The following is a 21,225-nucleotide window of genomic DNA, read 5'->3' as shown; positions in this document are numbered from 1 at the left end:
GCACGACCTTACGGAGTCCCGGTCCCGGCGGCCCGCCGGATCAGGTCCGCACGGCCCACCGTTCCTCGACCTTCGCAAGCCGCCAGTACCCGATGGCCGCCGCCCAGACGACGACGAACAGGCCCACGATGATGAACCCGACGTTGTCCAGGTCGAGCCCCGCTATCCAGCCGGTCACCGAGTCCCGCAGGTCGAGCTTGTCGTGCAGGACGCCCACGAGCTCGATGGTGCCGATCAGGAACGCGACGGCGATCGAGAGGCCGGTGATGGCCAGGTTGTAGAACACCTTGCGCACGGGGTTCGAGAACGCCCACTGGTACGCGAAGTTCATGAACGTCCCGTCCAGGGTGTCGAACAGGCTCATTCCCGCGGCGAACAGGAGCGGCAGACACAGGATCGCGTACCAGGGCAGTCCGGCCGCCGCGCCGCTGCCCGCCATCACCATCAGCGTGACCTCGGTCGCCGTGTCGAAGCCGAGGCCGAAGAGGAAACCGAGCGGGTACATCTGGCCCGGCCGGGTGATGGACTTGGTGAACCGGCCGAGGATCCGGTTCATGAATCCCCGTGAATCCAGGTGCTGTTCGAGCTCCGCCTCGTCGTACGAGCCCGCGCGCATCGCCCGGAACACCCGCAGGATCCCCACCAGGGCCACGAGGTTGAGCGCCGCGATGAGATAGAGGAAGGACCCGGAGATGGTGGTGCCCATGACGCCGAGCGTCTGATGGGTGGCGGAACCCTCGTTCATGATCCGCCCGGCGAGCTGGGTGCCCCCGGCGATCAGCGCGGCGAGCACGACCACCACGCTGGAGTGGCCGAGCGCGAACCAGAAGCCCACCGACACCGGGCGCTTGCCGTCGGCCATCAGCTTGCGGGTCGTGTTGTCGATCGCGGCGATGTGGTCCGCGTCGAACGCGTGCCGCATCCCGAGGGTGTACGCGGTGACGCCGAGGCCGATGCCGAAGGCCTTCGACCCCACCTCGTAGTGCTCCGGTACGACGAGCAGGAACAGCACGCCGAACGCGACGACATGGAGCGCGGCTATCACCGCCAGGAGCCCGGCGGTGCGGACGGTGTCCTCGCGCCGCCAGTGGAAGGCGTCGCGTCCGGTCTCCGGGGGCTTTACGGGCAGGGCCATGCGGTCACGCTCCAACACCTCGTGGAATCACTTCGTGAGATGCCGTGGCCGGTCTCCTGGCTGACGGGTGTCCGCGTCCGCCCCTGCCTTCCCAGCTGCGCGCGGCAGCCAGTGGCGTGGTGGGGCGAGGCGTCCCGAGTCGTCTCGTCGCCGAGGGACCCGGGGCCCGATCACAGTGGCGAGGGCCGCTTCGGTCTGGGTCCTTTGAGGGACCGTCACCGAATTCCCGAGCGCCACGGCCCGCCCACACTAGAGGCCGGTCGGCGGCGCCTGCAAGGCTGCACACCTGCGTAGGTGTGCGCGGGTATTCAAGATCACATCGGCGGCTGCGAGGATGGGGTCATGCATCTCGTCCCTGCCGAGCGCGCCGACCGCCGCACGATCGACGGCCACCGGGTCTGCGAGGCCATCGCCGCGATCGGTGAGCCAGGACATGTCCGCGCCTGGGCCGACCGCTTCTCCCTGCTCGCCGATCCCCGGCGCCTCGCGCTGCTGCTCGCGCTGTACCGGGCGGGGCCGCTCGCCGTGTCGGATCTCGCCGTGGCCACGGGCATGAACGACCCGGCGGTCTCGCAGGCGCTGCGGCTGCTGCGCGCGGCCGGCGTGGTCGTGGGGGAGAAGGAGGGCAGGATCGTGCGCTATCGCGTCGTCGACGCGGCGACCGCGGATCTGCTCGAGCACTGCGCGACGGACGGCGCGCACTGACACGTGCGCGCCGTCCTGGTCGGTTTCAGTCCCGTAGGGCGGCGGCCCGCCGGCGCGCGGCGGCGATCTCCGCGTACGTGAGGTCGCGGCCCTCCCAGTGCGAGCCCTCGACCGACTTGCCGGGCTCCAGGTCCTTGTAGACCTCGAAGAAGTGCGTGATCTCCAGACGGTCGAACTCGGGGATGTCCTCGATGTCCCGCAAGGACGCATGGCGCGGATCGTGCGCGGGCACGCACAGGACCTTCTCGTCCATGCCCTTCTCGTCCCGCATCACGAACATGCCGATCGCCCGGCATTCGACGGTGCAGCCGGGAAACGTCGGATCGCCCACGAGGACGAGCGCGTCGAGCGGATCGCCGTCGCGTCCGAGGGTGTCGACGATGTATCCGTAGTCCGCCGGGTACTGGGTGGAGGTGAACAGCATCCGGTCGAGCCTTATGCGGCCGACGGAATGGTCCATCTCGTACTTGTTGCGGGAGCCTTGGGGGATCTCCACGGTGACGTCGAACGCGTGGACCGCGTCGGTGCCGTGGGCTGCGTCGGTGTGTCGGACCTCGTTGTCCAAGCCGGCCTCCTCGTCCACCTCGAGTGTGCTCCCGGGAGTGCGGGCGCGTCAGCCGATCGGGAACTCCAATTCGGGCCTGTCCCACATCACGGCGGGCGGCGCGGCGGCCGCGGTGCCGGTGCGGACGGCTCCCGTGCTGCGGTAGAAGCCCTCGGCGGGCGGGTGCGAGACCACGCGGACCGAGGCGAGTCCGGCGGCGCGCGCCTCGTCCTTCATATGGGTGACGAGCAGCCGCCCGATGCCGAGCCCCTGCGCCGCGTCGGCGACGAACATCAGGTCGAGCTCCGGCGGCACGAGTGTGAGCGCGTAGAACCCGAGCACCAGGTCGTCGGCGTCGACCGCGACGAAGACACGATGAGCCTCGATGTAGTCGGGGCCCACCCGGTAGCCGGCCACCATCGACGCGTACGGGGCCTCGTAGGCGCGGGACGTACGGACGAGCCGGGTCAGCCGCTTGGCGTCGCGGGCGGTCGCCCTGCGCACCCGGACCGCCCCGCCGTCCCCCGCGCCTCTCGGGACTGTAATGCTCGAAGTCATAGTGAGAGTATTACGCATCCTGTCGCGCCGATCGACCGGGGACCTGGTACCGCGGCCGTCTCACGCGGTGGGCACGGTGGACTGCACCTGCCGCAGGAACGTCGCGTTGTCCGGCGTCTGCCGGATCCGCTCGACGAGCGTCTCGAGCCCGGTGTGCCCGTCCCGCGACTGAAGAGCGCGCCGCAGCCCGCGTACGACCGCCAACTCGGCCTCCGGCAGCAGGAGTTCCTCGCGGCGCGTGCCGGACTGGGCGAGGTCGACCGCGGGGTGGATCCGGCGCTCGGCAAGGGTGCGGTCGAGGCGGATCTCCATGTTGCCCGTGCTCTTGAGCTCCTCGAAGAAGTAGTCGTCGGCGCGGGAGCCGGTGTCGACGAGCGCGGTGGCGAGGATGGTGAGCGAGCCGCCCTCCTCGGCGAGCCTCGCCGCTCCGAAGAACCGCTTGGGCCCGATCAGCGCGGAGGCGTCGACACCGCCGCTGAGCGTACGTCCGCCGGACGAGGCCGTGTTGTTGTGGGCGCGGCACAGGCGCGTCAGGGAGTCGAGGAGGATGACGACGTCCCGGCCGTCCTCGACGAGCCGCTTGGCACGCTCGACGGCCAGTTCGGCCAGCGCGATGTGCGCCTTCGCGGGCTGGTCGAAGGTCGAGGCGAGGACCTCGCCGCGCACCGAGCGCCGCATGTCGGTGACCTCCTCCGGCCGTTCGTCGAGGAGCACCACCATCAGATGGGCCTCGGGGTGGTTCGTGGCGACGGACGCGGCGAGCTGCTGGAGCAGCACCGTCTTGCCGGTCTTCGGCGGCGCCACGATCAGCCCGCGCTGCCCTTTGCCGATGGGGGTGAACAGGTCGACGACGCGGGGTGTCACGCCGCCCTTCGCGGTTTCGAGACGCAGCCGCTGCCGCGGGTGCAGGGGAGTGAGGTCGCCGAACCGGGGCCGCCCGCGCAGTTCCTGGACGGGGCGCCCGTTGACGCGCTCGACCTCGGCGAGGACGCGCGGCCTGCCGCAGGTCCCCTGGATCAAGTCGCCCTTGCGCAGGCCGAGTCGGCGGATCAGGGCGGCCGGGACCTGGACGTCGTGCGACGTCGGCAGGAGGTCGGCGAGGCGCAGGAACCCGGGCCCGCTGCCCGGGATGTCGAGGACGCCCGAGGCCTGGACCGCGATCTCCTCCTTCGGCTGCGTCGTGAACGCCTTTGTGGTGGTGGGGGGTTCGAGTGTGGTGGTCATCGGAATCGGTCCTTTCGCGGACGTTCGTACGAGAGCATGAGTGAGGGGGATCCGGCGGGAGCGGGGCGGTGACTGCACGCCCCGCGAGGCGGGCGGGCGAAGAGGCCCGTGAAAGCCCTGAGAAGCCTGTGGCCGGGGAGAAGCGATGCGGGGTACGGCGCGTCGGCGCCGCCTGGCGCATCGCTGACATCGATTCGACGAATCCCGCTGTCGCGGCGATTCGGAGAGGGGGACGGGCACCGGCGCCGAAGAGGCGGCTAGCACATGTGCCATTCGCACTGTAACACCATGGGGGCGCCGTCCCGCAAGGGCTCACGTCACGGGCCGCCGTTCTCGGCCGCCCCGTGACCCTTGCTCGACCCCTTGAGCACAGCCCCCGTGACACTGGGCGTGGCGGCCTATGCTGAGCCCCGATGTTCGCACCCGAAGGCCCCACAGTCCGGGAGCTCGCCGTCCAGGCGCTGTCCTCCGTCGAGCACGGCTACGACCTGCTCGCCCCCAAGTTCGACCGCACGCCGTTCCGCACGCCCCGGTCGGTCCTCGGACCCGTGACCCGTGCCCTGCGCGTCATGGGTCCCTTCGAGCGGGGACTGGACCTGTGCTGCGGGACCGGCGCGGGGTTCGGCGTCCTGGCGCAGGTGTGCCGCGAGCGGCCCGTCGGCGTCGACATCAGCGCGGGCATGCTCACCGCGGGCCGCGCGGCCCACGGGAGCGGCGCTGACCTGGTGCGCGGCGACGCCCTCGCCCTGCCCTTCGGCCCCGCCTTCGACCTCGTCGTCAGCTTCGGGGCGTTCGGCCACTTCCTGCCGAGGCAGCGGCCCGCCCTGTTCGCCCAGGTCCACTCCGTGCTGCGGCCGGGCGGACGCTTCGCGTTCCCGGTGCCGGCTCCCGCGCGGCCCGGCTCCCGCGGCTACTGGTCGATGCTGGCCTTCGACGGCGCGATGCGGGTCCGCAACGCGCTGTGGCGGCCGCCCTTCGTCATGTACTACCGCGGCTTCCGCCTCGGCGACGTACGGAACGAGCTGGTCAGGGCCGGTTTCGACGTGGAGCTCCGGGCGCTGCCCGAACTCGGCGAGCGCTCCGACGGCAGCCCCAGGTGCCGCCTCCTGGTGGCCACGAAGGCCGGCCCGCCGCGCTAGACGTCGGTCTCGGGCGCCCCGCCCGCCTGCCGTACGTCCTCGTGGAGATGCACGATCAGCCAGCGGCCGACCGCGGGGTCCTTGCGCAGGACCGCCGTGTTCCGCAGCAGCTCGGGACGGAGCGGGGTGCCGTCCGGGCCGGGCGTGTACGCGACGCGCAGCCAGTAACGCAGGACCGCCGTGTCACCGAAGACGTCGACCACCGGGTCGTACGGGCGAAGCCCGCTCCCCACGGGCCCGTCCCCGGACTCGGGCCGCTCGTCCCGCACCCGGTCCAGGTCCGGCTTGCCGAGCAGCAGCGGCTCGGCGGCCGGGTCCCAGATCGTCGCCTCCGGGTCGAGCCGGGCGTCGATCTGGGCGCGGTCCCCAGTGGCGTACGCCTCGTACATGCCGGTCACGACGGACCAGACGGCGGCCACGTCGCCGGGCGCCGCGCCCGGCCTGGCCAGTGCGGGGCGGGCGGACACGGCGGACTCGGGCATGAGGGCTGCTCCTGGTCGGACGGGGGAGGCGCGCCGGGGCGGCGCCGATGCCAGGCCACCGTAACGGGTCGTCGGTGACGGGTGATCCGTCGGGCCGGAGCGAGGCCCGGGCAGGCGGGACAGCGACGCGGCGCGGCTACGGGTGTGGCCGGTTCGCGGCCTGTGCCGTGGGCCGGCGGTGCGATGAGGGCGTGGTGTCCTGCGGGAACGTGAGCTGGCCGCTCATCCACCGCATGGCCGGAGCGATCTCCCGCTGCCATGTCGTGAAGTGGTGGCTGCCGCGCGGCAGGATGATCTGGGCCGACGTCATGGGCGGCTTCACCGCGTGCAGGAACCTCATCGTGTCGCCGTAGTCCTTCTCGCCCGACCTGCTGCTGGCGGCCAGGACGGACACGCGCGGTACCGGCAGGTGCTCCAGGCGCCAGACGAGGTCGTGCTCGCGCCGCCGCCGCGCGGCGCCGGGACCCGAGCCGAAGAGGCTGCCGGTGGTCAGGTCGTCGCTGATCCTGTAGTCCGCCGACAGCGCCGCCGCCGACGTGTACACGCCGGGGTGGCGCAGGGTGAGCTGGAGCGCGCACGTGCCGCCCGACGAATAGCCGAGAGCGCCCCACGCGCTGGGATCGTGACCCACGCGGTACGACCGCTTGAGCGCCTGAGGCAGATCCTTCGTGAAGAACGTCTCGGCCTTCGGACCGCCGGGTACGTCCACGCACTCCGTGTCACGGGGCGGCGCGATCGTCGGGCGCACCATCACGATCACCGTCGGCTGGATCTTGCCCGCCCTCAGCAGCCGGGCGGCGGTCTGCGGGACCTGGAGGTACTGGGCGAGGTTCATGATGCCGCCCGGGTAGCCGCTGATCGCGACCATCACGGGGAAGCGCTGGCGGTGGAACTGCTTCTGGAAGTACTGCGGCGGCAGATACACGAACGCCGGGTTCACGGCCCTGCTGCGCCGTCCGACGATCTTGACCGAGTCGACCCGGCCGACCTGTGCGGCGGGCCCGTGCGGAAGGCCCTTCACCCGATCGAGGCCCTGTGGCCCGGCGGGCTGCACCAGACCGCCGCGCACCGCGCCGACCGTGGAGTGGACGCCGGACCGGCCGAGCGCCGTGACCTCGGCGGGAGCCTTGTCGACGTGGCCGAGCAACTCGTCCCACGAGCCGTAGAAGTCGAAGTTCGTGTTCACGGCGACGGCGAACGCGGTGAGGATCGTGAGCTGGGTCGCGCCGATCACGCCGAGGCGGCCGAGCACGGCCGCGGGCCCGCGTCGGGCGAGCCGCGGCCACACCCAGACCGCGAGCCCCACACACACCAGGGCGGCCAGCACTGTCGCGTACTCGAGTGCCCGGCTCGTCAGGCCCATGTCTTCCTCAACTTTCAGCAGTCATGTGCGCTGTTCGGCGGTTGTCACCGGGAAAGAGGCGCGATGACCGTGGCAGGTTTTGCCGGCCACCGCGTTCTTACCGTGCTCCTGTGTCGCTCTTACTCCAGCGAGGTGGAGCACTCCTACGCTCGGTCACTGTGAAACAACGCCCCGCCGCCGTGGCAGGTCACACGTGCCTGATCATCGGAATTCTGGACATCGCGTCGGCGATCTCCCCGCACATGCAGGAGACCCGCATAGAGCGCATCGCGCCCTATGTGCCGGGCCTCGCCGAGGAGGTGGCCCGCGCCGCCGCGCTCGCCGCGGGACTGCTGCTCGTGATGCTCGCCAGAGGCCTGCGCCGCCGTAAACGGCGCGCCTGGGAGGCGGCCGTGGGGCTGCTCGCGGTCAGTGCGCTCGTCCAGGGCGTGCGCCATCACGCCCTGATCCCCGCGACCGTCTCGGTCGTCCTGTGCGTCGCGCTCGTCGCCCACCGCGAGGAGTTCTACGCACTCGGCGACCCGCGCGGCAGAACGCGCGCCCTGTGGAACCTCGTCGTCCTCGGCGGCAGCAGCTTCGGGCTCGGCCTGCTCGTCGTCGGGGTGCGCGCGCACCAGGAGACGGGCCACGCCATCACGTTCGCCGACCGGGTCCAGGAGGTCGGCTACGGCCTGCTCGGCGCGTCGGGCCCCATCGCGTACCGGAGCGACCGGGCCGGCGACATCGTGTACTTCTCGCTGCTGGCGCTCGGCGTGGTCACCGCCGCCACCAGCGTCTATCTCGCCCTGCGGCCCGTGACCCTGCGCCCCGCCGACAGCGACGAACGGCTGCGCGCCCTGCTGGCCGACGAGGGGCGGCGTGACTCGCTCGGCTACTTCGCGCTGCGCGGCGACAAGAGCGTCCTCTTCTCGCCCTCGGGCAAGGCCGCCGTCGCCTACCGCGTGGTGTCCGGCGTCGCCCTGGCCGGCGGCGACCCCATCGGCGACCACGAGGCCTGGCCCGGCGCCATCAAGGAGTTCCTGCGGGAGTGCGCCCTGCATGCCTGGACCCCCGCCGTCATGGGGTGCAGCGAACTCGGCGGACAGGTCTGGGTCCGCGAAGGCGGTCTCAAGGCGTTGGAGCTGGGCGACGAGGCCATCGTCGACTGCCAGGCCTTCAGCCTCTCGGGGCGCACCATGCGCAACGTCCGGCAGATGGTCAACCGCATCGAACGCGTCGGCTACACCTGCCGCATGCGGCACGTGCGCGATCTGCCCGACGAGGAGAAGAAGCGGCTGCGCGAGGCCGCCGCCGCGTGGCGGGGCAGCGCCACCGAACGCGGGTTCTCCATGGCGCTCGGCCGGTTCGGCGACCCCGACGACGGGGACTGCGTCGTCGTCACCGCCCACCAGGACGACGAGGCGGGCAACGACCGCGTGCGCGCCCTGCTCCACTTCGTGCCCTGGGGCGAGGACGGGCTCTCCCTCGACCTGATGCGCCGCGACCGCACGGCCGAGCCCGGCCTGAACGAACTCCTCATCGTGGCCGCCCTGCGCGGCGCCCCCGGGCTCGGAGTGCGCCGTGTGTCGCTCAACTTCGCGGTGTTCCGGGCCGCTCTCGCGCGCGGCGAGCGCCTCGGCGCGGGCCCGGTGCTGCGGGTGTGGCGGGGGCTGCTCGTGTTCCTGTCGCGCTGGTTCCAGATCGAGTCCCTGTACCGCTTCAACGCGAAGTTCCGGCCCGCGTGGGAGCCGCGCTTCGTCGTCTACCCCACGGTGCGCGACCTGCCGAGGATCAGCTGGGCCTGTCTCCAGGCCGAGGCGTTCGTCGTCCTGCCGCACCCGGCGGAGCGGCTGCGGCAGCTCCTGCGGAACCGGCCCGCCGCCCGCGAGGAGAAGCCGCAGCCGGTGGAGATCACCACCCCGTGACCAGCAGGTGGTTGACCAGCAGGGCGAGCACCGCCTGCGCGGTCAGCCACCCGCGGCGCCACCGCGCGGGCAGCAGAGCGGTGGCCGCGACGAGCCAGACGCCGAACGGGAGCCAGATGCGTTCCGTCTCCGCCTTGCTCATGCCCGACAGATCGGCGGCCAGGAGGGCGAGCGCCGCGCCGAGGACGACCAGCGCGAGCCGTCCCTCCGGCTCCGCGCGCGCGTGCAGGACACGTCCCGGAACCCGGCGCAGCCCCGCCGCCGTGGCGAGCCCGACGATCAGCACGGTGCACGCGAGGTTGGCCCACACCCAGTAGCCGTACGGCCGGATCCCGCCCGCGCCCTGGTAGTAGCGCTCCGTCAGCAGGTGGTAGGCCTCCCACCAGTTGAACCCGACGAGGGTGAACGCGACGGACACCACGGCCGCCCCCACGACGAACAGGGGCAGCGGCCGCGGTGTCCGCGCCGCGAGCAGCACGGCCGCCGCGACGAGGACCATCAGGGTCAGCCCGTACGACAGATAGCAGGTGAGCCCGAACAGCAGTCCGCCGCCGAGGGCCGCCCAGCGGCTGCCGCGGGTGGCCGCCACCGCGAGCAGCGCCACGGACCAGGCGGCGACCGCCGCGAAGTAGCCGTCCGCCGACGTGCCCACCCAGACCGCGGCCGGCGCGAGTGCCAGGAAGGGTGCCGCGCGGCGCGCCGTCCGCTCGTCGGCGAGTGCGCGCACCGTGACGAGGACGGCGACCGCCGCCGTGCACCCCACCGTGATGCACCACACCCCGGCCCACGCACCTCCGCCGAGCCCGATCCGGTCCAGGCCGACGAAGGTCAGGGTCGCCGCGGGCGGATGCCCGGCGACATGGGGAGGCCAGTGGGCGGGCGAGTTCAGCAGGATGTGCCGCGTGAAGTCCCTCAGCGTCGCGCCGACGTCGTCGAACCGGTCGATGACCCGCAGATACTCGTACGACGTGGTGAGGCGCCCGGCGATGCCCCGCTGCCAGCCGTCGACGAGCGCGAGCGAGAAGGTCCACGCCGCCGACGCGGCCCACACGGCGGGCAGCAGCAGCCGCCACCGCAGGCGGGCCGCCACCACGGGCCCGTAGGAGATGACCAGTACGGCGACGGCGATCGCCGCCGGGGTGCCCGGGCCCACGTGGGGATCCCAATGGGCGTACACGGGCGCCCAGTCGACGTGCAGGGTGCCGTAGTGGTCCTGGATGTATCTGCCCACGAGCGCGGCCGCCGCGACCAGGGCGGCGGCGGCAGCGGCGGCGAGCAGGTCACGGCGTGTCCCGGTGGAGGGCGGTGCGGCGCGGGGGGCTTCGGGAGGAGCTTCGAGCTTCACATCCGGAACGCTAGGCGCCCGCAGCGCCGAAACGGTGGCACCGGGAGGCGCGTCACCGAACCGTCAGATCTTCCTGGGCCGATCCGCGGGCTGTGCGCAATACGGTCGGAACAGGTCGGCGGGCCCCGCCGCGCACAGCCTGAAGGAACCACATGGGCGTCCTCCCCCGCACTCTCCCCGATCCGTGGCGCAGCCCCCTGCGCGGCCCCCGCTTCACCGCGGTTCTCGGCCTCGTCCTGCTCGTCGGCATGACCCTGCTCTTCGTGACCGGCCTCTTGTCGTACGCCGCCTACAACCCGAACCTCGCGGCGGTCAACGACAAGACGCCCGGCAAGGGCCTGCTCGGCTTCTATCTGTTCTCCTGGCCGACGGACCCGCACTGGCTGTACCGCCTCACCCAGGGACTGCACGTCACCGTGGGCGTCGTGCTCGTGCCCGTACTCCTCGCCAAGCTGTGGTCGGTCGTGCCCAAACTGTTCGCGCTGCCACCCGCGCGCTCCATCGGCCACGCCCTGGAACGGCTGTCGCTGCTCCTGCTCGTGGGCGGAGCGCTCTTCGAGTTCGTGACCGGCATCCTCAACGTGCAGCTCGACTACCTGTTCCCCGGCTCCTTCTACCCGCTGCACTTCTACGGCGCCTGGGTGTTCATCAGCGCGTTCGTCGTCCACGCCGTGCTGCGCGTACCGCAGGCACTGCGCGTGCTGCGTGAGAGGAAGGCGGGCCTGCCCGAGACGGGTGATCTGGTGCCGGCGAAACCCGCCGAGCCGACGGTCTCACGGCGCGGGGCGCTCGCCATGGTCGGCGCGGGCTCCCTCCTGCTGCTCGTCACGACGGCCGGCCAGAGCATCGGCGGGGTATGGCGCCGCACCGCCCTGCTCGCCCCGCACGGCGGCGCCGACCCGGGCACCGGCCCCGGCCGCTTCCAGATCAACAAGACCGCCGCCGTGGCCGGCATCCGTACGGCCGACACGGGCGAGCCGTGGCGGCTCGTCGTCACCGGACCGAAAGGCACCGTCCACCGGCTCACCCGCGACGACCTGCTCCGACTCCCGCAACACACCAGCGCGTTGCCCATCGCCTGCGTCGAAGGCTGGTCCACGGACGACCAGCACTGGAGCGGCGTACGGCTGCGCGACCTGGCCGCCCTCGCCGGGACCGACGGCGACACCGACGTGTTCGTCGAATCGCTGCAACAGCACGGCGCGTTCCGGAAGGCGGCCCTGCGGCACAACCAGGTCCACGACCCGCGCTCCCTGCTCGCCCTGCGCGTCGACGGAGCCGACCTCACCCTCGACCACGGCTACCCGGCCCGTGTCATCGTCCCCGCCGCGCCGGGCGTCCTGAACACCAAGTGGGTCGCCCGCATGACGTTCGGAGCGCTGTGATGAACCGCCTGAGTCGTGGGTATGGCGAGAGCCCGCTCCAACTCCTGCTGCCGACAGCCTCGTTCGCCCTCGCCGGATACGCGGGCGTGCGGCTGCTCGAGAACGACCCATGGGCCGTGGCGGTCTGGTTCGTCGGCGCGGCCCTCGTCCACGACCTGCTGCTCGTGCCGGTGTACTCGCTCGCGGACGTCGCGGCGCGGAAGGCGCTCGGCGGCCGCAGCCGCACCACGATGACGTATGTACGCGTCCCCGCGTTCCTGTCCGGCCTGCTGCTCCTGGTGTGGTTCCCGCTGATCACGCGGGCGCGAGCGGACCACTACGTCCTTGTGACGGGACATTCGGGGGACGCGTTCCTGCCGCGGTGGCTGCTGCTGACGGCCGCGCTTTTCGCCGCGTCGGCCCTGTGGTTCGTGGCCGTCACGTTCCTCGCTCCCGCGTCGCCCTGGAGGCAGGCGCGCAGGGCGCGCCGGGAGGAGCGGGCGCGGGAGCGTGAACGGGCGCGTCAGCGGCGCAAGGAGACGAAGGAGCGCCCGCCCTCGGACCACTGAGCGACCGGCAGCCAGCCGAGCGGGCGCGCGTACCGCAACAGCGCGCGCGTGCCCACCCGGGCCCACGGGAAGAGCGCGCCCGCGGCGCCCCGCCCGTCGTCGACCCGCACCTCCACCCGCTCGTCCATGTCCAGCGGAGCCGTCTCGGCGATCAACAGCCCGCCGGAAGCGGTGAGTTCGCCGACACGGGACAGCAGGGCCCCGGGGTCGCCGCCGATCCCGATGTTGCCGTCGAGGAGAATTGCCGTCCCCCAACGGCCCTCACCGGGCAGGGAGTCGAAGACGGAGCGCTGCAACGCGGCGCCGCCGAGACGCACCGTCCGCGCGACCGCGACCTCGCTCACGTCGATGCCGAGCGCGCGGTGACCGGCCGCGGCGAGTGCGGCGACCAGCCGGCCCGGGCCGCAGCCGATGTCGAGGACAGCGCCCTCGCAGCGGCGCAGCGCCGACAGGTCGGCGGCGTCGGCGACCGCGCACCAGCGCTCCACGTCGAGCGGCAGCAGCCATCCGTCGGCGCGCCGCAGGAAGAGGGGTCCGCGCTCGTTGCGCACGGCGTCCGCGTAGGGGTCCGTACACCAGGCCGGTGCCGCCTCGCGCATCGTGGTCATGAGCGGACCACCCGCGTCAGCCGCGCGTGCTCGGCGGCGAACCGGCCGTCCGGCGCGGCGGCCGCCACCAGGGCGGCGTCGTGGGCCGTGTCGACGTCCCGCAGGACCGGCAGGTCCCGCACGCGCAGCCCCGCATCCGTGAGCCGGGTCCGCTGGGCCGCACCCGTGTGCGCCGTCGACATCGGCACACCCCGCAGCAGCTCCGGGTCGGGCTCGGCGAGCCCGAGCGCCCAGAACCCGCCGTCGTCGGCGGGCCCGAACCACGCGTCGCAGTCCCGCCAGGCGTCGGGTCCGAGCGCGGGAGCGAGCAGCGCGGGCGTCACCTGAGGCGTGTCCATCCCGATCAGGACGGCGGGCCCGTCGCACCCGGCGAACGCCGCCGCGAGCCGCTCGTCCAGGCCGCCGCCGCACTGCGCGACCACGTCGAACCCGGCCGGCAGCCACGCTCCGGGCGCCCCGTCCAGCACCAGCACCCGGCGCCGCGCGGACGTGGCGAGCGCGGCGTGCAGGGTGTCGACGAGCGAGGCCTCGGCCAGGCGCGCGGCCTCCTCGGGCGTGAACGGCGGCGTGAGCCGCGTCTTGACCCGCCCGGGCACCGGGGACTTGGCGATGACGAGGAGCGTGGTGCCGTGCCGCCGAGCCGCGGGTGACCCGTCGGCGCTCACCGGGATGCCGCCTCTCCGTGCGACGAGAGCGCGGGCCGGGGTTTCTCCGCGAGGACCGCGCGCATGTCCCGTACCGCCTGCCAGGTGCCACGCCAGGTGCCGGTGACCTTCGACTTCCCCGTACGGGGCCGGTAGGGCACCGGGCGCTCCTCGATGCGCCAGCCCGCGTCGGCGGCCCGGACGACCATCTGGAGGGGGTAGCCGCTGCGGCGGTCCGCGAGGTCCAGGGCCAGGAGGGAGGTGCGGTGCGCGGCGCGCAGCGGGCCCAGGTCGTGCAACCGCAGCCCGGTGCGCCGGCGCAGCATCCCCGCCAGCGCGAGATTCCCGGCGCGCGCGTGCACGGGGAAGGCGCCGCGGCCCTGCGGCCTGCGCCGCCCGAGCACGAGATCGGCCCGGCCCGCGACGACGTCCTGGACGAACGGCGCCAGCAGACCCGGGTCGAGCGACGCGTCGCAGTCGCAGAAGCAGACGACGTCCGCGTCGGACGCCAGCAGGCCCGCGTGGCAGGCGGCCCCGAAGCCGCGCCGGGGCTCCGTCACCACCGTCGCGCCCAGGGAACGGGCGACGTCGGGGGAGCCGTCGGTGGAACCGTTGTCCACGACGAGCGCCCGCCAGCCGTCCGGGATGCGGGCCAGCACCCACGGCAGCGCGGCGGCCTCGTCGAGGCAGGGCAGCACGACATCGACCGACGAGGCCGGGGCGGGGAGGGAGGGACAGTCAGGGGGGATCACGGTGTCACCCTACGAATCCGAACCGGACATTTCAGGCCTCAGCTCCTTACGAAACGCGGACGTCGCACCCGGGTGACCCCTCCGGCGGCTCGGATCGGCACCCCCGGGTGCGACGCTGGTGGAATGCAGACACCACCGCTCGGCCGCGTCCTCGTCGTCGACGACGACCCGACCGTCGCCGAGGTCGTCGCGGGCTACCTGGACCGCGCCGGCTACGACGTCGACCGCGCCGCCGACGGTCCGGCCGCCCTCGACCGCGCCGACGCGCACGGGCCCGACCTGGTCGTCCTCGACCTCATGCTGCCCGGCATGGACGGCCTCGAGGTGTGCCGCAGACTCCGGGCCCGCGGCCCCGTCCCCGTGATCATGCTGACCGCGCGCGGCGACGAGGACGAGCGCATCCTCGGCCTCGAAGTCGGGGCGGACGACTACGTGACCAAGCCGTTCAGCCCGCGCGAGCTGGTCCTGCGCGTCGAGTCGGTGCTGCGCCGGGCCCGCGCGGCCACGGCACCCAAGCCGACGGGACCGCTGCGCGCGGCCGCCCTCACCGTCGACCCCGCGGCACGTCGGGCCGTCAAGGCGGGGGTCGAACTCGCCCTGACGACAAGGGAGTTCGACCTCCTCGTCTTCTTCCTGCGCAACCCGGGCCACGCGTTCTCCCGTGAGGAGCTCATGCGGCAGGTGTGGGGCTGGGACTTCGGTGACCTGTCGACCGTCACGGTCCACGTCCGCCGACTGCGCGGCAAGATCGAGGACGACCCGGCGGCCCCGCGCCTCATCCAGACGGTCTGGGGCGTCGGCTACCGCCTGGACCCGGACCCGGACCTGGACCTGGGTTCGGGCCCGCACGGTGACGCCAGTCGGTCCGACCGCGCGCCAGACGTTCCCCAGCCCGACCGTGCGCCCGACGTTTCTCGGCCCGACCGTGCGCCGGACGTTTCTCGGCCCGACCGCGCGCCGGACGTTTCTCAGCCCGACCGTGCGCCGGACGTTGCTCGGCCCGACGGCGCGCCGGACGTTTCTCAGCCCGACCGTGCGCCGGAAGTCCCTGGGCCCGACCGCGCGCCCGAAGCCCCTCGGCCCGACCGCGCACCGGCAGACTGGACCCGACCCCGTGCATGACATGCTCCTCATCGCCCTTTTCGCGTTCCTTGGTGCCCTCGGCGCGGGCCTGCTGGGCGCGCTCGCCCTGTTCGTGCTGCGCCGCCGCTCCCTGACGGTGTCGCTCACGGTCGTCGCCGCCGTCGCCGTGACGGCGATGCTGGCCGGAACGCTCGTCGTGGCCTGGGCGATGTTCCTGTCCCCGCACGACCTGACCGTCGTGACGACCGTCGCCGCGATGGCCGCCACCGTGTCACTGGCCACCGCGCTGCTCCTCGGTCGCTGGGTCGTGGCCCGCAGCAACGCGCTCACTCTCGCCGCCCGCTCCTTCGGCGACGGCGGCAGCTTCGCGGCGCCCCTCGTCCCCGCCACGGCGGAACTCGCCGCGCTCACAAGGGAGTTGGAGGCAACCAGCGCCAAGCTGGCCGCCTCCAGGGACCGCGAGCGCGCCCTGGAGACCTCGCGCCGCGAGCTCGTCGCCTGGATCTCGCACGATCTGCGCACCCCGCTCGCCGGGCTCCGCGCGATGTCCGAGGCGCTGGAGGACGGCATGGCGGCCGACCCGGACCGCTATCTGCGCCAGATCCGCACCGAGGTCGAGCGCATGAACGAGATGGTGGGCGACCTCTTCGAACTGTCGCGCATCCACGCGGGGACCCTCGTCCTGACCCCGTCCAGGATCTCCCTCCACGACCTCGTGGGCGACGCGCTCGCGGGCGCCGACCCGCTCGCCCGCGAACACGGCGTACGCCTCGTCGGCGACCGCGTCGACAAGATTCCCGTCGAGGTCGACGGCAAGGAGATGAGCCGCGTCCTCGGCAACCTCCTCGTGAACGCGATCCGTCGCACGCCGGCCGACGGCACGGTCGCCGTGGCGGCGGCCGGCTCCACGGACGGTGTGGTCCTGACGGTCACGGACGGCTGCGGCGGCATCCCCGAGCAGGATCTGCCGCGCGTCTTCGACACGGGATGGCGCGGCAGCCACGCCCGTACACCCCCGTCGGGCGCGGGCCTCGGGCTCGCCATCGTCAGGGGAATCGTCGAGGCCCACCGGGGCAGCGCCGCCGTGCGCAACGTGGCCGGAGGCTGCTGCTTCGAGGTGACGCTCCCCGCCGCCGGGGCGTAGCGGGCACGCGCCCCGGCGGCCGGCGCGGTCACCTCACGCAAGCTCCGCCTTGGCGAACTCCGTCATCCCCTCCTCGAACCCCACCTCGGCGCGCCACCCGAGCTCGGCCCTGAGCCGCGCCGGGTCCGCCGTGATGTGCCGTACGTCGCCGAGCCGGTACTCGCCCGTCACGACGGGCATCGGCCCGCCGTACGCGGCGGCGAGTGCGTGGGCCATCTCGCCCACCGTGTGGGGATCCCCGCTGCCCGTGTTGTACGCGACGCACGAGTCGGAGGGCCGGTCGCCCATGGCCTCGAGGGCGAGCGCGTTCGCCGCGGCCACGTCGTGCACGTGCACGAAGTCCCGCCGCTGGCGGCCGTCCTCGAAGACGCGCGGGGCCTCGCCCCGGGCCAGCGCCGACCGGAAGAACGACGCGACGCCCGCGTACGGGGTGTCGCGCGGCATCCCCGGCCCGTACACGTTGTGGTAGCGCAGCGACACCGCCCGGCCCCCGGTGGCCCGCGCCCAGGCGGACGCCAGATGTTCCTGGGCGAGCTTCGTCGTCGCGTACACGTTGCGCGGGTCCGTGGGGGCGTCCTCGCCGACGAGGCCGGGGCTCAGCGCGTCGCCGCACCGCGGGCACGCGGGCTCGAAGCGGCCCGCCCGCAGGTCGCCCTCGGCACGCGGTCCCGGGCGCACCACTCCGTGACGCCCGCACTCGTAACGCCCCTCCCCGTACACGACCATCGACCCGGCGAGCACCAGATCCCGTACCCCCGCCGAGGCCATCGCGGCGAGCAGCACGGCCGTGCCGAGGTCGTTGCGGGAGACGTAGTCGGGCGCGTCGGCGAAGTCCTTGCCGAGGCCGACCTTCGCCGCCTGATGGCACACCGCGTCGACGCCGGCGAGGGCCGACTCCACGGCGACGGGGTCGCGTACGTCGGCGACGACCCAGGGCCGCTGTTCGTCCGGGTCGGGCGGCCGGACGTCGAGCACGACGGCCTCATGTCCTCGTGCGGAGAGAGTGTCCACGACCGCGGACCCGATGAACCCGGCACCGCCGGTGACCAGTACACGCATGCCGCCCACGCTATGCGGGGCGGGGCGCCGCGAGAGCTCTCCGCGCCGATACGTCATGGCTCCGTAAGGGTGGTGCGAACAGAGTTCGGTATCGCGCGGCGGCCTGTACGCGGCTAGCGTGAACCGGTGAAACCGGGATGAATCGCACCGCCGCAACCCGGACCGCCCCCCAACCACCACCACTCGGAAGAAGGGTTCGCGCCATGGCCGCACGACCGGAGGGCGCGCCCATCTGGGCCGACGCCATGTTCCCCGACCTGGAAGCCGCCAAGCGCTTCTACGGCGAGCTTCTCGGCTGGACGTTCGAGGAGGGCCAGGAGGAGTTCGGCAACTACACGCAGGCGAAGTCGGACGGCAAGCGGGTCGGCGCGCTCTCGCCGCAGATGCCGGGCATGGAGGGCACTCCGCCGTCCTGGAACCTGTACCTGGCCACGCCCGACGTCAAGGCCACGGCGGCCCGCGTCAAGGAGGCCGGCGGCACCGTGCTGATGGAGCCCATGGAGGTCGGCGAGTTCGGCTCGATGGTCAGTGTCCAGGACCCGGCCGGCGTCTTCTTCAGCCTCTGGCAGCCGGGTACGCACGACGGGTTCGAGAAGGTGGGTGAGCCCGGTTCGTACGCCTGGGCCGAGGTGACCACGCGTGACACCGGGAAGACGGACGGGTTCTTCGAGGCCGCGTTCCCGTACGAGGTCCAGAAGATGGCCGACGAGAACGTCGACTTCAACATCTGGCAGCTCGACGGGCAGCCCCAGCTCGGCCGCTTCAAAATGACCGAGGACTTCCCGCCGCAGGTCCCGTCGTACGTCAACATCTACTTCGCGGTCGACGACTGCGACGCGGCGGTCGCCACGGTGACCAGGCTCGGCGGCAAGCTCCACTACGGCCCGATGGACACCCCGTTCGGCCGTTTCGCGGCGGTGACGGACCCGCAGGGTGCCGCGTTCTCGGTGATCGACCTGAGCACGACCGAGGGCGAGATGCCCGACCTCACCTGACGGGAGGGGGCACGGGTCCTTGCGGACACGGACCCTCAGGGAGACGGTCCCCGGGGGGCCCGGGGGGCCCGGGTGCTCAAGGGCGCGGGCTCTCAGGCCTCACGGGCCCTCATGGCACACGGGCCCTGAGCGCACGCGGGCCCTCAGGGAAGCGAGAAGCCGAGCGCGCCCGCGGCCAGCTCCGCGGTGGGCTGTGTCCAGCGCTCGGCCATCGCGTTCCGGGTGGACAGCGAGCGCAGTTCCGCCCGGTCGAGATAAAGCGTTCCGTGCAGGTGATCCGTCTCGTGCTGCACGATCCGGGCGGGCCACCCCGTGAACTCCTCGTCCACGGTGTGGCCCCGCTCGTCGAGCCCACGCAGCCGCACCCGCTGATGCCGGGAGACCACGGCCTGCAAGCCCGGCACGCTCAGGCAGCCCTCGAAGAACGCGGCGCGGTGCGCTCCCACGGGCACGTACGACGGGTTGATCAGGACACGGAACGGCTGCGGCACCCGGCCGCGCGCCACCCGCACCTCCTCCGGGACCTCCGCCGCGTCCTCGACGACGGCGATCCGCAGCGGGACCCCGATCTGCGGTGCGGCGAGACCGACGCCGGGAGCGGCGTGCATCGACGCGCGCATCGCGGCGATCAGCCGCTCCAGGAGCGCGGGTTCGAGCTGACCGTCGTAGGTCTGCGCGGGGGACCGGAGCACGGGGGCGCCCGCCTCCACGACCGGCAACGGGTGCTCGCCCGCGAGCAGTTCCTCGACGCGGTCACTCAGGGGTACGGAGGGCATCGCGCCAGCATGCCAAGAAGGATCACGCGTCGGCAACGTCCACCGCGCCACGCGCATCGTTGCGGGCTCGTGAACATTCCCCCGGTGAGGGAATGGGACCGCGGTGACATGGGCTTTCATCATGGGGCGGCCATGGTCGGCACGGCCGCTCCATCGCCCGCACGCCCACCGCCGCCTCCTGGGAGCCCGCCGTATGTCCGTCCCGGCCGCCGCCACCGCCCACCCGCTCGACAACCCCGCGTACGCCTCCCTCACCGGCCCGCACGCTCACTTCGCCGAACGGCGGGGCCGGGTCGTGCGGTACCCCCTCGACGTGTCGCCGTGGCTCGCGCTGCCGGACGAGCCGGGTCCCGGGGACTGGGCGGATCTCGCGGCGCTGGCCGGGCCGGGCGAGACCGTCCCGCTGCCCGGGATGCGCACGGCGCCGCCCGAGGGCTGGGAACTCACGATGAGCATGGACGGGGTGCAGCTCGTCGGCGACGGCGTGGCCGCGGCGCCGGACGCGGAGGCGGTGCTGCTCGGCGCGGCCGACGTGCCCGAGATGCTGGACCTGGTCGCGCGCACCCAGCCGGGGCCGTTCCTGCCCCGTACCGTCGAACTCGGCACCTATCTCGGGATCCGCAGGCAGGGCGCGCTCGTGGCGATGGCGGGGGAGCGGCTGCACCCGCCGGGCTGGACGGAGATCAGCGCCGTGTGCACCGACCTGGACCATCGTGGCCAGGGGCTCGCGGCCCGCCTCGTCCTGGCCGTGGCGGCGGGGATCAAGGACCGCGGCGAGACCCCGTTCCTGCACACGGCGGCGCGCAACACGAACGCCATCAGGCTCTACGAGTCCCTGGGCTTCCGGCTGCGGCGCACCACGAAGTTCATGGCGGCCCGGGCCCCGGAGTTCGACCACGCCGCCGCCCGCTGACGCGCCGGATGTCCTGGGCGGCTCAGGCGTCTTCCTGGACCTGCGCGTTGTAACGCAGCAGATAGTCCGCGAAGCGGACGAGATCCTCCTCGGGCCAGTCCGCCACCCGCTCCCGGAACGCCTGACGGCGGCTGACGGTGACCTGGGCGAGGATGTCGGCGCCCGCCTCGGTCGGATGGAGGACCTGGACGCGGTGGTCGTCCGGGTCCACCCGGCGCATCACGAGCCCGGCCCGCTCCAGCGCGGACACCTGCCGGCTCACCGTCGACTTGTCGAGGGCGTAGTGCGTGGCGAGGTCCGTCGCCCGGCAGCCGCCCTTCTCGTCCAGGTGGCTGAGCAGGGTGTACGACACGAGCGACAGCTCGGGGTGCATCCGTCCGGCCATCGCTCTGGCACGCCGCGCGAACGACGTCATCTCGCGCTGAATGGTCTCGACGGCCGTCTCTCGGTCTGTCACGTGCTGTCCTCTCCCCGCTGCTCGTTGCATTCTACAACCGAGGGGCGTGGCGCGCCGCGGGCAGGCGCGTTCCCGTGCCCGGGGCTAGCCTCCTGAGCATGAGCGACCGCAGTGATGTGCCCGCCCGATACACGGTCATGGTCAAGCCCCAACTCGCCGACAAGGACGGTCACCCCGTGCACGGCAACCCCCTGCGCGTGGTGTCCGTCGAGGCCACGGGGTCGTCCGGGGAGTCCGGCTATCCGCGCTTCGAGGGCGAGGGGGTGCAGGTGGAGATCGACCCGCTCACCCGCTCCGTCGAGGCCGTGACGGTCGACGGCGAGGAGCTGCCGTACGGGTGGGTGGCCGAGGTCGCCGCGGACTGACCGGCCGCCCGGCCGCGCCGTGACCTGTCCCGGCGGCGGGGCGGGGTGGCGCTGGGCGGCGTGGCGCAGCTCTCTTATGCAACTTGTTGCAAAAGCG

22 protein-coding genes, 1 pseudogene and 1 riboswitch are annotated in these 21,225 nt (G+C 72.9%); of the genes and pseudogenes, 10 read left to right on the top strand and 13 right to left on the bottom strand.

The features are described from left to right. Window positions 1-40: 40 nt before the first annotated feature. Window positions 41-1,135 (bottom strand): Nickel transporter NicT, encoded by a 1,095-nt coding sequence (gene nicT / locus LGI35_RS08190; RefSeq protein ID WP_227293232.1) that lies wholly within the window; start codon window positions 1,133-1,135, stop codon window positions 41-43. Window positions 1,136-1,164: 29 nt separating this feature from the next. Further along, window positions 1,165-1,388: riboswitch (cobalamin riboswitch) on the bottom strand. An 89-nt stretch (window positions 1,389-1,477) separates the two neighbouring features. Here nicT and LGI35_RS08185 point away from each other — a divergent pair. Continuing rightward, complete coding sequence (locus LGI35_RS08185) at window positions 1,478-1,840, top strand: ArsR/SmtB family transcription factor (protein ID WP_227293231.1); 363 nt, start codon at window positions 1,478-1,480, stop codon at window positions 1,838-1,840. Window positions 1,841-1,865: 25 nt separating this feature from the next. Here LGI35_RS08185 and LGI35_RS08180 read toward each other — a convergent pair whose 3' ends face one another. Genes LGI35_RS08180 through rho form a run of 3 tightly spaced genes read right to left on the bottom strand, consistent with a single transcriptional unit; the run spans window position 1,866 to window position 4,166 of the window. Beyond that, complete coding sequence (locus LGI35_RS08180) at window positions 1,866-2,405, bottom strand: inorganic diphosphatase (protein ID WP_227293230.1); 540 nt, start codon at window positions 2,403-2,405, stop codon at window positions 1,866-1,868. A gap of 48 nt (window positions 2,406-2,453) precedes the next feature. After that, window positions 2,454-2,942, bottom strand: a complete 489-nt coding sequence (locus tag LGI35_RS08175) for a GNAT family N-acetyltransferase (RefSeq protein ID WP_227293229.1) — start codon at window positions 2,940-2,942, stop codon at window positions 2,454-2,456. A gap of 60 nt (window positions 2,943-3,002) precedes the next feature. Continuing rightward, the gene (rho, locus tag LGI35_RS08170; RefSeq protein WP_227293228.1) at window positions 3,003-4,166 is read right to left on the bottom strand and encodes a transcription termination factor Rho; all 1,164 of its coding nucleotides are present in this window, start codon (window positions 4,164-4,166) and stop codon (window positions 3,003-3,005) included. A gap of 413 nt (window positions 4,167-4,579) precedes the next feature. On the opposite strand from rho, the gene LGI35_RS08165 reads away from it, so the two are divergent. Then, complete coding sequence (locus LGI35_RS08165; protein WP_227293227.1) at window positions 4,580-5,305, top strand: class I SAM-dependent methyltransferase; 726 nt, start codon at window positions 4,580-4,582, stop codon at window positions 5,303-5,305. Here LGI35_RS08165 and LGI35_RS08160 read toward each other — a convergent pair. Further along, window positions 5,302-5,787, bottom strand: a complete 486-nt coding sequence (locus LGI35_RS08160; RefSeq protein WP_116500525.1) for a YybH family protein — start codon at window positions 5,785-5,787, stop codon at window positions 5,302-5,304. The two genes, LGI35_RS08165 and LGI35_RS08160, sit on opposite strands and share 4 nt — an antisense overlap. A gap of 136 nt (window positions 5,788-5,923) precedes the next feature. Next, window positions 5,924-7,150 carry an alpha/beta hydrolase gene (locus LGI35_RS08155; RefSeq protein ID WP_227293226.1) on the bottom strand — a complete coding sequence of 409 codons (1,227 nt, stop codon included), beginning with the start codon at window positions 7,148-7,150 and terminating at the stop codon, window positions 5,924-5,926. 158 nt (window positions 7,151-7,308) lie between these two features. On the opposite strand from LGI35_RS08155, the gene LGI35_RS08150 reads away from it, so the two are divergent. Further along, on the top strand, window positions 7,309-9,054 hold the full coding sequence (locus tag LGI35_RS08150) for a phosphatidylglycerol lysyltransferase domain-containing protein (protein WP_227293225.1): 1,746 nt from the start codon (window positions 7,309-7,311) through the stop codon (window positions 9,052-9,054). On the opposite strand, the gene LGI35_RS08145 is transcribed toward LGI35_RS08150, so the two are convergent. Beyond that, window positions 9,041-10,399: a hypothetical protein gene (locus tag LGI35_RS08145; RefSeq protein ID WP_227293224.1), complete on the bottom strand. Its 1,359-nt coding sequence runs from the start codon at window positions 10,397-10,399 to the stop codon at window positions 9,041-9,043. The genes LGI35_RS08150 and LGI35_RS08145 overlap by 14 nt on opposite strands. Before the next feature lie 152 nt (window positions 10,400-10,551). On the opposite strand from LGI35_RS08145, the gene LGI35_RS08140 reads away from it, so the two are divergent. After that, a complete protein-coding gene (locus LGI35_RS08140) occupies window positions 10,552-11,784 on the top strand; it encodes a molybdopterin-dependent oxidoreductase (RefSeq protein WP_227293223.1) in 1,233 nt (410 codons plus the stop codon). Continuing rightward, window positions 11,784-12,332 (top strand): hypothetical protein, encoded by a 549-nt coding sequence (locus tag LGI35_RS08135; protein WP_227293222.1) that lies wholly within the window; start codon window positions 11,784-11,786, stop codon window positions 12,330-12,332. The genes LGI35_RS08140 and LGI35_RS08135 overlap by 1 nt, the downstream gene beginning before the upstream one ends. Here the strand turns inward: LGI35_RS08135 and LGI35_RS08130 are convergent. Genes LGI35_RS08130 through LGI35_RS08120 form a run of 3 tightly spaced genes read right to left on the bottom strand, consistent with a single transcriptional unit; the run spans window position 12,287 to window position 14,336 of the window. Further along, window positions 12,287-12,940: a class I SAM-dependent methyltransferase gene (locus LGI35_RS08130; protein ID WP_376566486.1), complete on the bottom strand. Its 654-nt coding sequence runs from the start codon at window positions 12,938-12,940 to the stop codon at window positions 12,287-12,289. The two genes, LGI35_RS08135 and LGI35_RS08130, sit on opposite strands and share 46 nt — an antisense overlap. Beyond that, window positions 12,937-13,605, bottom strand: coding sequence for a TIGR04282 family arsenosugar biosynthesis glycosyltransferase (locus tag LGI35_RS08125; RefSeq protein WP_227293221.1), 669 nt, complete (start codon window positions 13,603-13,605; stop codon window positions 12,937-12,939). Before LGI35_RS08125 ends, LGI35_RS08130 begins: the two co-directional genes overlap by 4 nt. Further along, complete coding sequence (locus LGI35_RS08120; RefSeq protein ID WP_227293220.1) at window positions 13,602-14,336, bottom strand: glycosyltransferase family 2 protein; 735 nt, start codon at window positions 14,334-14,336, stop codon at window positions 13,602-13,604. Before LGI35_RS08120 ends, LGI35_RS08125 begins: the two co-directional genes overlap by 4 nt. 123 nt (window positions 14,337-14,459) lie before the next feature. Between LGI35_RS08120 and LGI35_RS08115 the strand changes: the two are divergent. Both LGI35_RS08115 and LGI35_RS08110 read left to right on the top strand, forming a co-directional pair. Beyond that, window positions 14,460-15,152: pseudogene (locus LGI35_RS08115) on the top strand (response regulator transcription factor); the annotation flags it as partial. A gap of 298 nt (window positions 15,153-15,450) precedes the next feature. Further along, window positions 15,451-16,563 carry a sensor histidine kinase gene (locus LGI35_RS08110; protein WP_227293218.1) on the top strand — a complete coding sequence of 371 codons (1,113 nt, stop codon included), beginning with the start codon at window positions 15,451-15,453 and terminating at the stop codon, window positions 16,561-16,563. Between the two features lie 33 nt (window positions 16,564-16,596). Here LGI35_RS08110 and LGI35_RS08105 read toward each other — a convergent pair whose 3' ends face one another. Continuing rightward, complete coding sequence (locus LGI35_RS08105; protein ID WP_227293217.1) at window positions 16,597-17,622, bottom strand: NAD-dependent epimerase/dehydratase family protein; 1,026 nt, start codon at window positions 17,620-17,622, stop codon at window positions 16,597-16,599. Window positions 17,623-17,825: 203 nt separating this feature from the next. Here LGI35_RS08105 and LGI35_RS08100 point away from each other — a divergent pair, with 203 nt between their 5' ends. Further along, a complete protein-coding gene (locus LGI35_RS08100; protein WP_227293216.1) occupies window positions 17,826-18,617 on the top strand; it encodes a VOC family protein in 792 nt (263 codons plus the stop codon). Window positions 18,618-18,760: 143 nt separating this feature from the next. Here the strand turns inward: LGI35_RS08100 and def are convergent, their stop codons facing one another. Further along, window positions 18,761-19,393: a peptide deformylase gene (gene def, locus LGI35_RS08095; protein ID WP_116500537.1), complete on the bottom strand. Its 633-nt coding sequence runs from the start codon at window positions 19,391-19,393 to the stop codon at window positions 18,761-18,763. A gap of 193 nt (window positions 19,394-19,586) precedes the next feature. On the opposite strand from def, the gene LGI35_RS08090 reads away from it, so the two are divergent. Next, on the top strand, window positions 19,587-20,306 hold the full coding sequence (locus LGI35_RS08090) for a GNAT family N-acetyltransferase (RefSeq protein WP_227293215.1): 720 nt from the start codon (window positions 19,587-19,589) through the stop codon (window positions 20,304-20,306). A gap of 22 nt (window positions 20,307-20,328) precedes the next feature. Here the strand turns inward: LGI35_RS08090 and LGI35_RS08085 are convergent, their stop codons facing one another. Beyond that, window positions 20,329-20,793 carry a MarR family winged helix-turn-helix transcriptional regulator gene (locus LGI35_RS08085; RefSeq protein WP_376224479.1) on the bottom strand — a complete coding sequence of 155 codons (465 nt, stop codon included), beginning with the start codon at window positions 20,791-20,793 and terminating at the stop codon, window positions 20,329-20,331. Window positions 20,794-20,861: 68 nt separating this feature from the next. On the opposite strand from LGI35_RS08085, the gene LGI35_RS08080 reads away from it, so the two are divergent. After that, entirely contained in the window at window positions 20,862-21,128 is a 267-nt protein-coding gene (locus LGI35_RS08080) for a hypothetical protein (protein WP_227293213.1), read from the top strand. Window positions 21,129-21,225 lie beyond the last annotated feature (97 nt).

The organism is Streptomyces longhuiensis, from assembly GCF_020616555.1.
GTDB lineage: Bacteria > Actinomycetota > Actinomycetes > Streptomycetales > Streptomycetaceae > Streptomyces > Streptomyces longhuiensis.
Note: the sequence above shows the minus strand (reverse complement) of the source record. Positions and strands in the feature narration are given on the sequence as shown.

Bases quoted from the DNA above. Each gene is read 5' to 3' on its own strand.
- nicT (WP_227293232.1), bottom strand. From the start codon at position 1,135: ATGGCCCTGCCCGTAAAGCCCCCGGAGACCGGACGCGACGCCTTCCAC.
- LGI35_RS08185 (WP_227293231.1), top strand. From the start codon at position 1,478: ATGCATCTCGTCCCTGCCGAGCGCGCCGACCGCCGCACGATCGACGGC.
- LGI35_RS08175 (WP_227293229.1), bottom strand. From the start codon at position 2,942: ATGACTTCGAGCATTACAGTCCCGAGAGGCGCGGGGGACGGCGGGGCG.
- rho (WP_227293228.1), bottom strand. From the start codon at position 4,166: ATGACCACCACACTCGAACCCCCCACCACCACAAAGGCGTTCACGACG.
- LGI35_RS08165 (WP_227293227.1), top strand. From the start codon at position 4,580: ATGTTCGCACCCGAAGGCCCCACAGTCCGGGAGCTCGCCGTCCAGGCG.
- LGI35_RS08160 (WP_116500525.1), bottom strand. From the start codon at position 5,787: ATGCCCGAGTCCGCCGTGTCCGCCCGCCCCGCACTGGCCAGGCCGGGC.
- LGI35_RS08155 (WP_227293226.1), bottom strand. From the start codon at position 7,150: ATGGGCCTGACGAGCCGGGCACTCGAGTACGCGACAGTGCTGGCCGCC.
- LGI35_RS08140 (WP_227293223.1), top strand. From the start codon at position 10,552: ATGGGCGTCCTCCCCCGCACTCTCCCCGATCCGTGGCGCAGCCCCCTG.
- LGI35_RS08135 (WP_227293222.1), top strand. From the start codon at position 11,784: ATGAACCGCCTGAGTCGTGGGTATGGCGAGAGCCCGCTCCAACTCCTG.
- LGI35_RS08130 (WP_376566486.1), bottom strand. From the start codon at position 12,940: ATGACCACGATGCGCGAGGCGGCACCGGCCTGGTGTACGGACCCCTAC.
- LGI35_RS08105 (WP_227293217.1), bottom strand. From the start codon at position 17,622: ATGCGTGTACTGGTCACCGGCGGTGCCGGGTTCATCGGGTCCGCGGTC.
- LGI35_RS08100 (WP_227293216.1), top strand. From the start codon at position 17,826: ATGGCCGCACGACCGGAGGGCGCGCCCATCTGGGCCGACGCCATGTTC.
- def (WP_116500537.1), bottom strand. From the start codon at position 19,393: ATGCCCTCCGTACCCCTGAGTGACCGCGTCGAGGAACTGCTCGCGGGC.
- LGI35_RS08090 (WP_227293215.1), top strand. From the start codon at position 19,587: ATGTCCGTCCCGGCCGCCGCCACCGCCCACCCGCTCGACAACCCCGCG.
- LGI35_RS08085 (WP_376224479.1), bottom strand. From the start codon at position 20,793: ATGCAACGAGCAGCGGGGAGAGGACAGCACGTGACAGACCGAGAGACG.
- LGI35_RS08080 (WP_227293213.1), top strand. From the start codon at position 20,862: ATGAGCGACCGCAGTGATGTGCCCGCCCGATACACGGTCATGGTCAAG.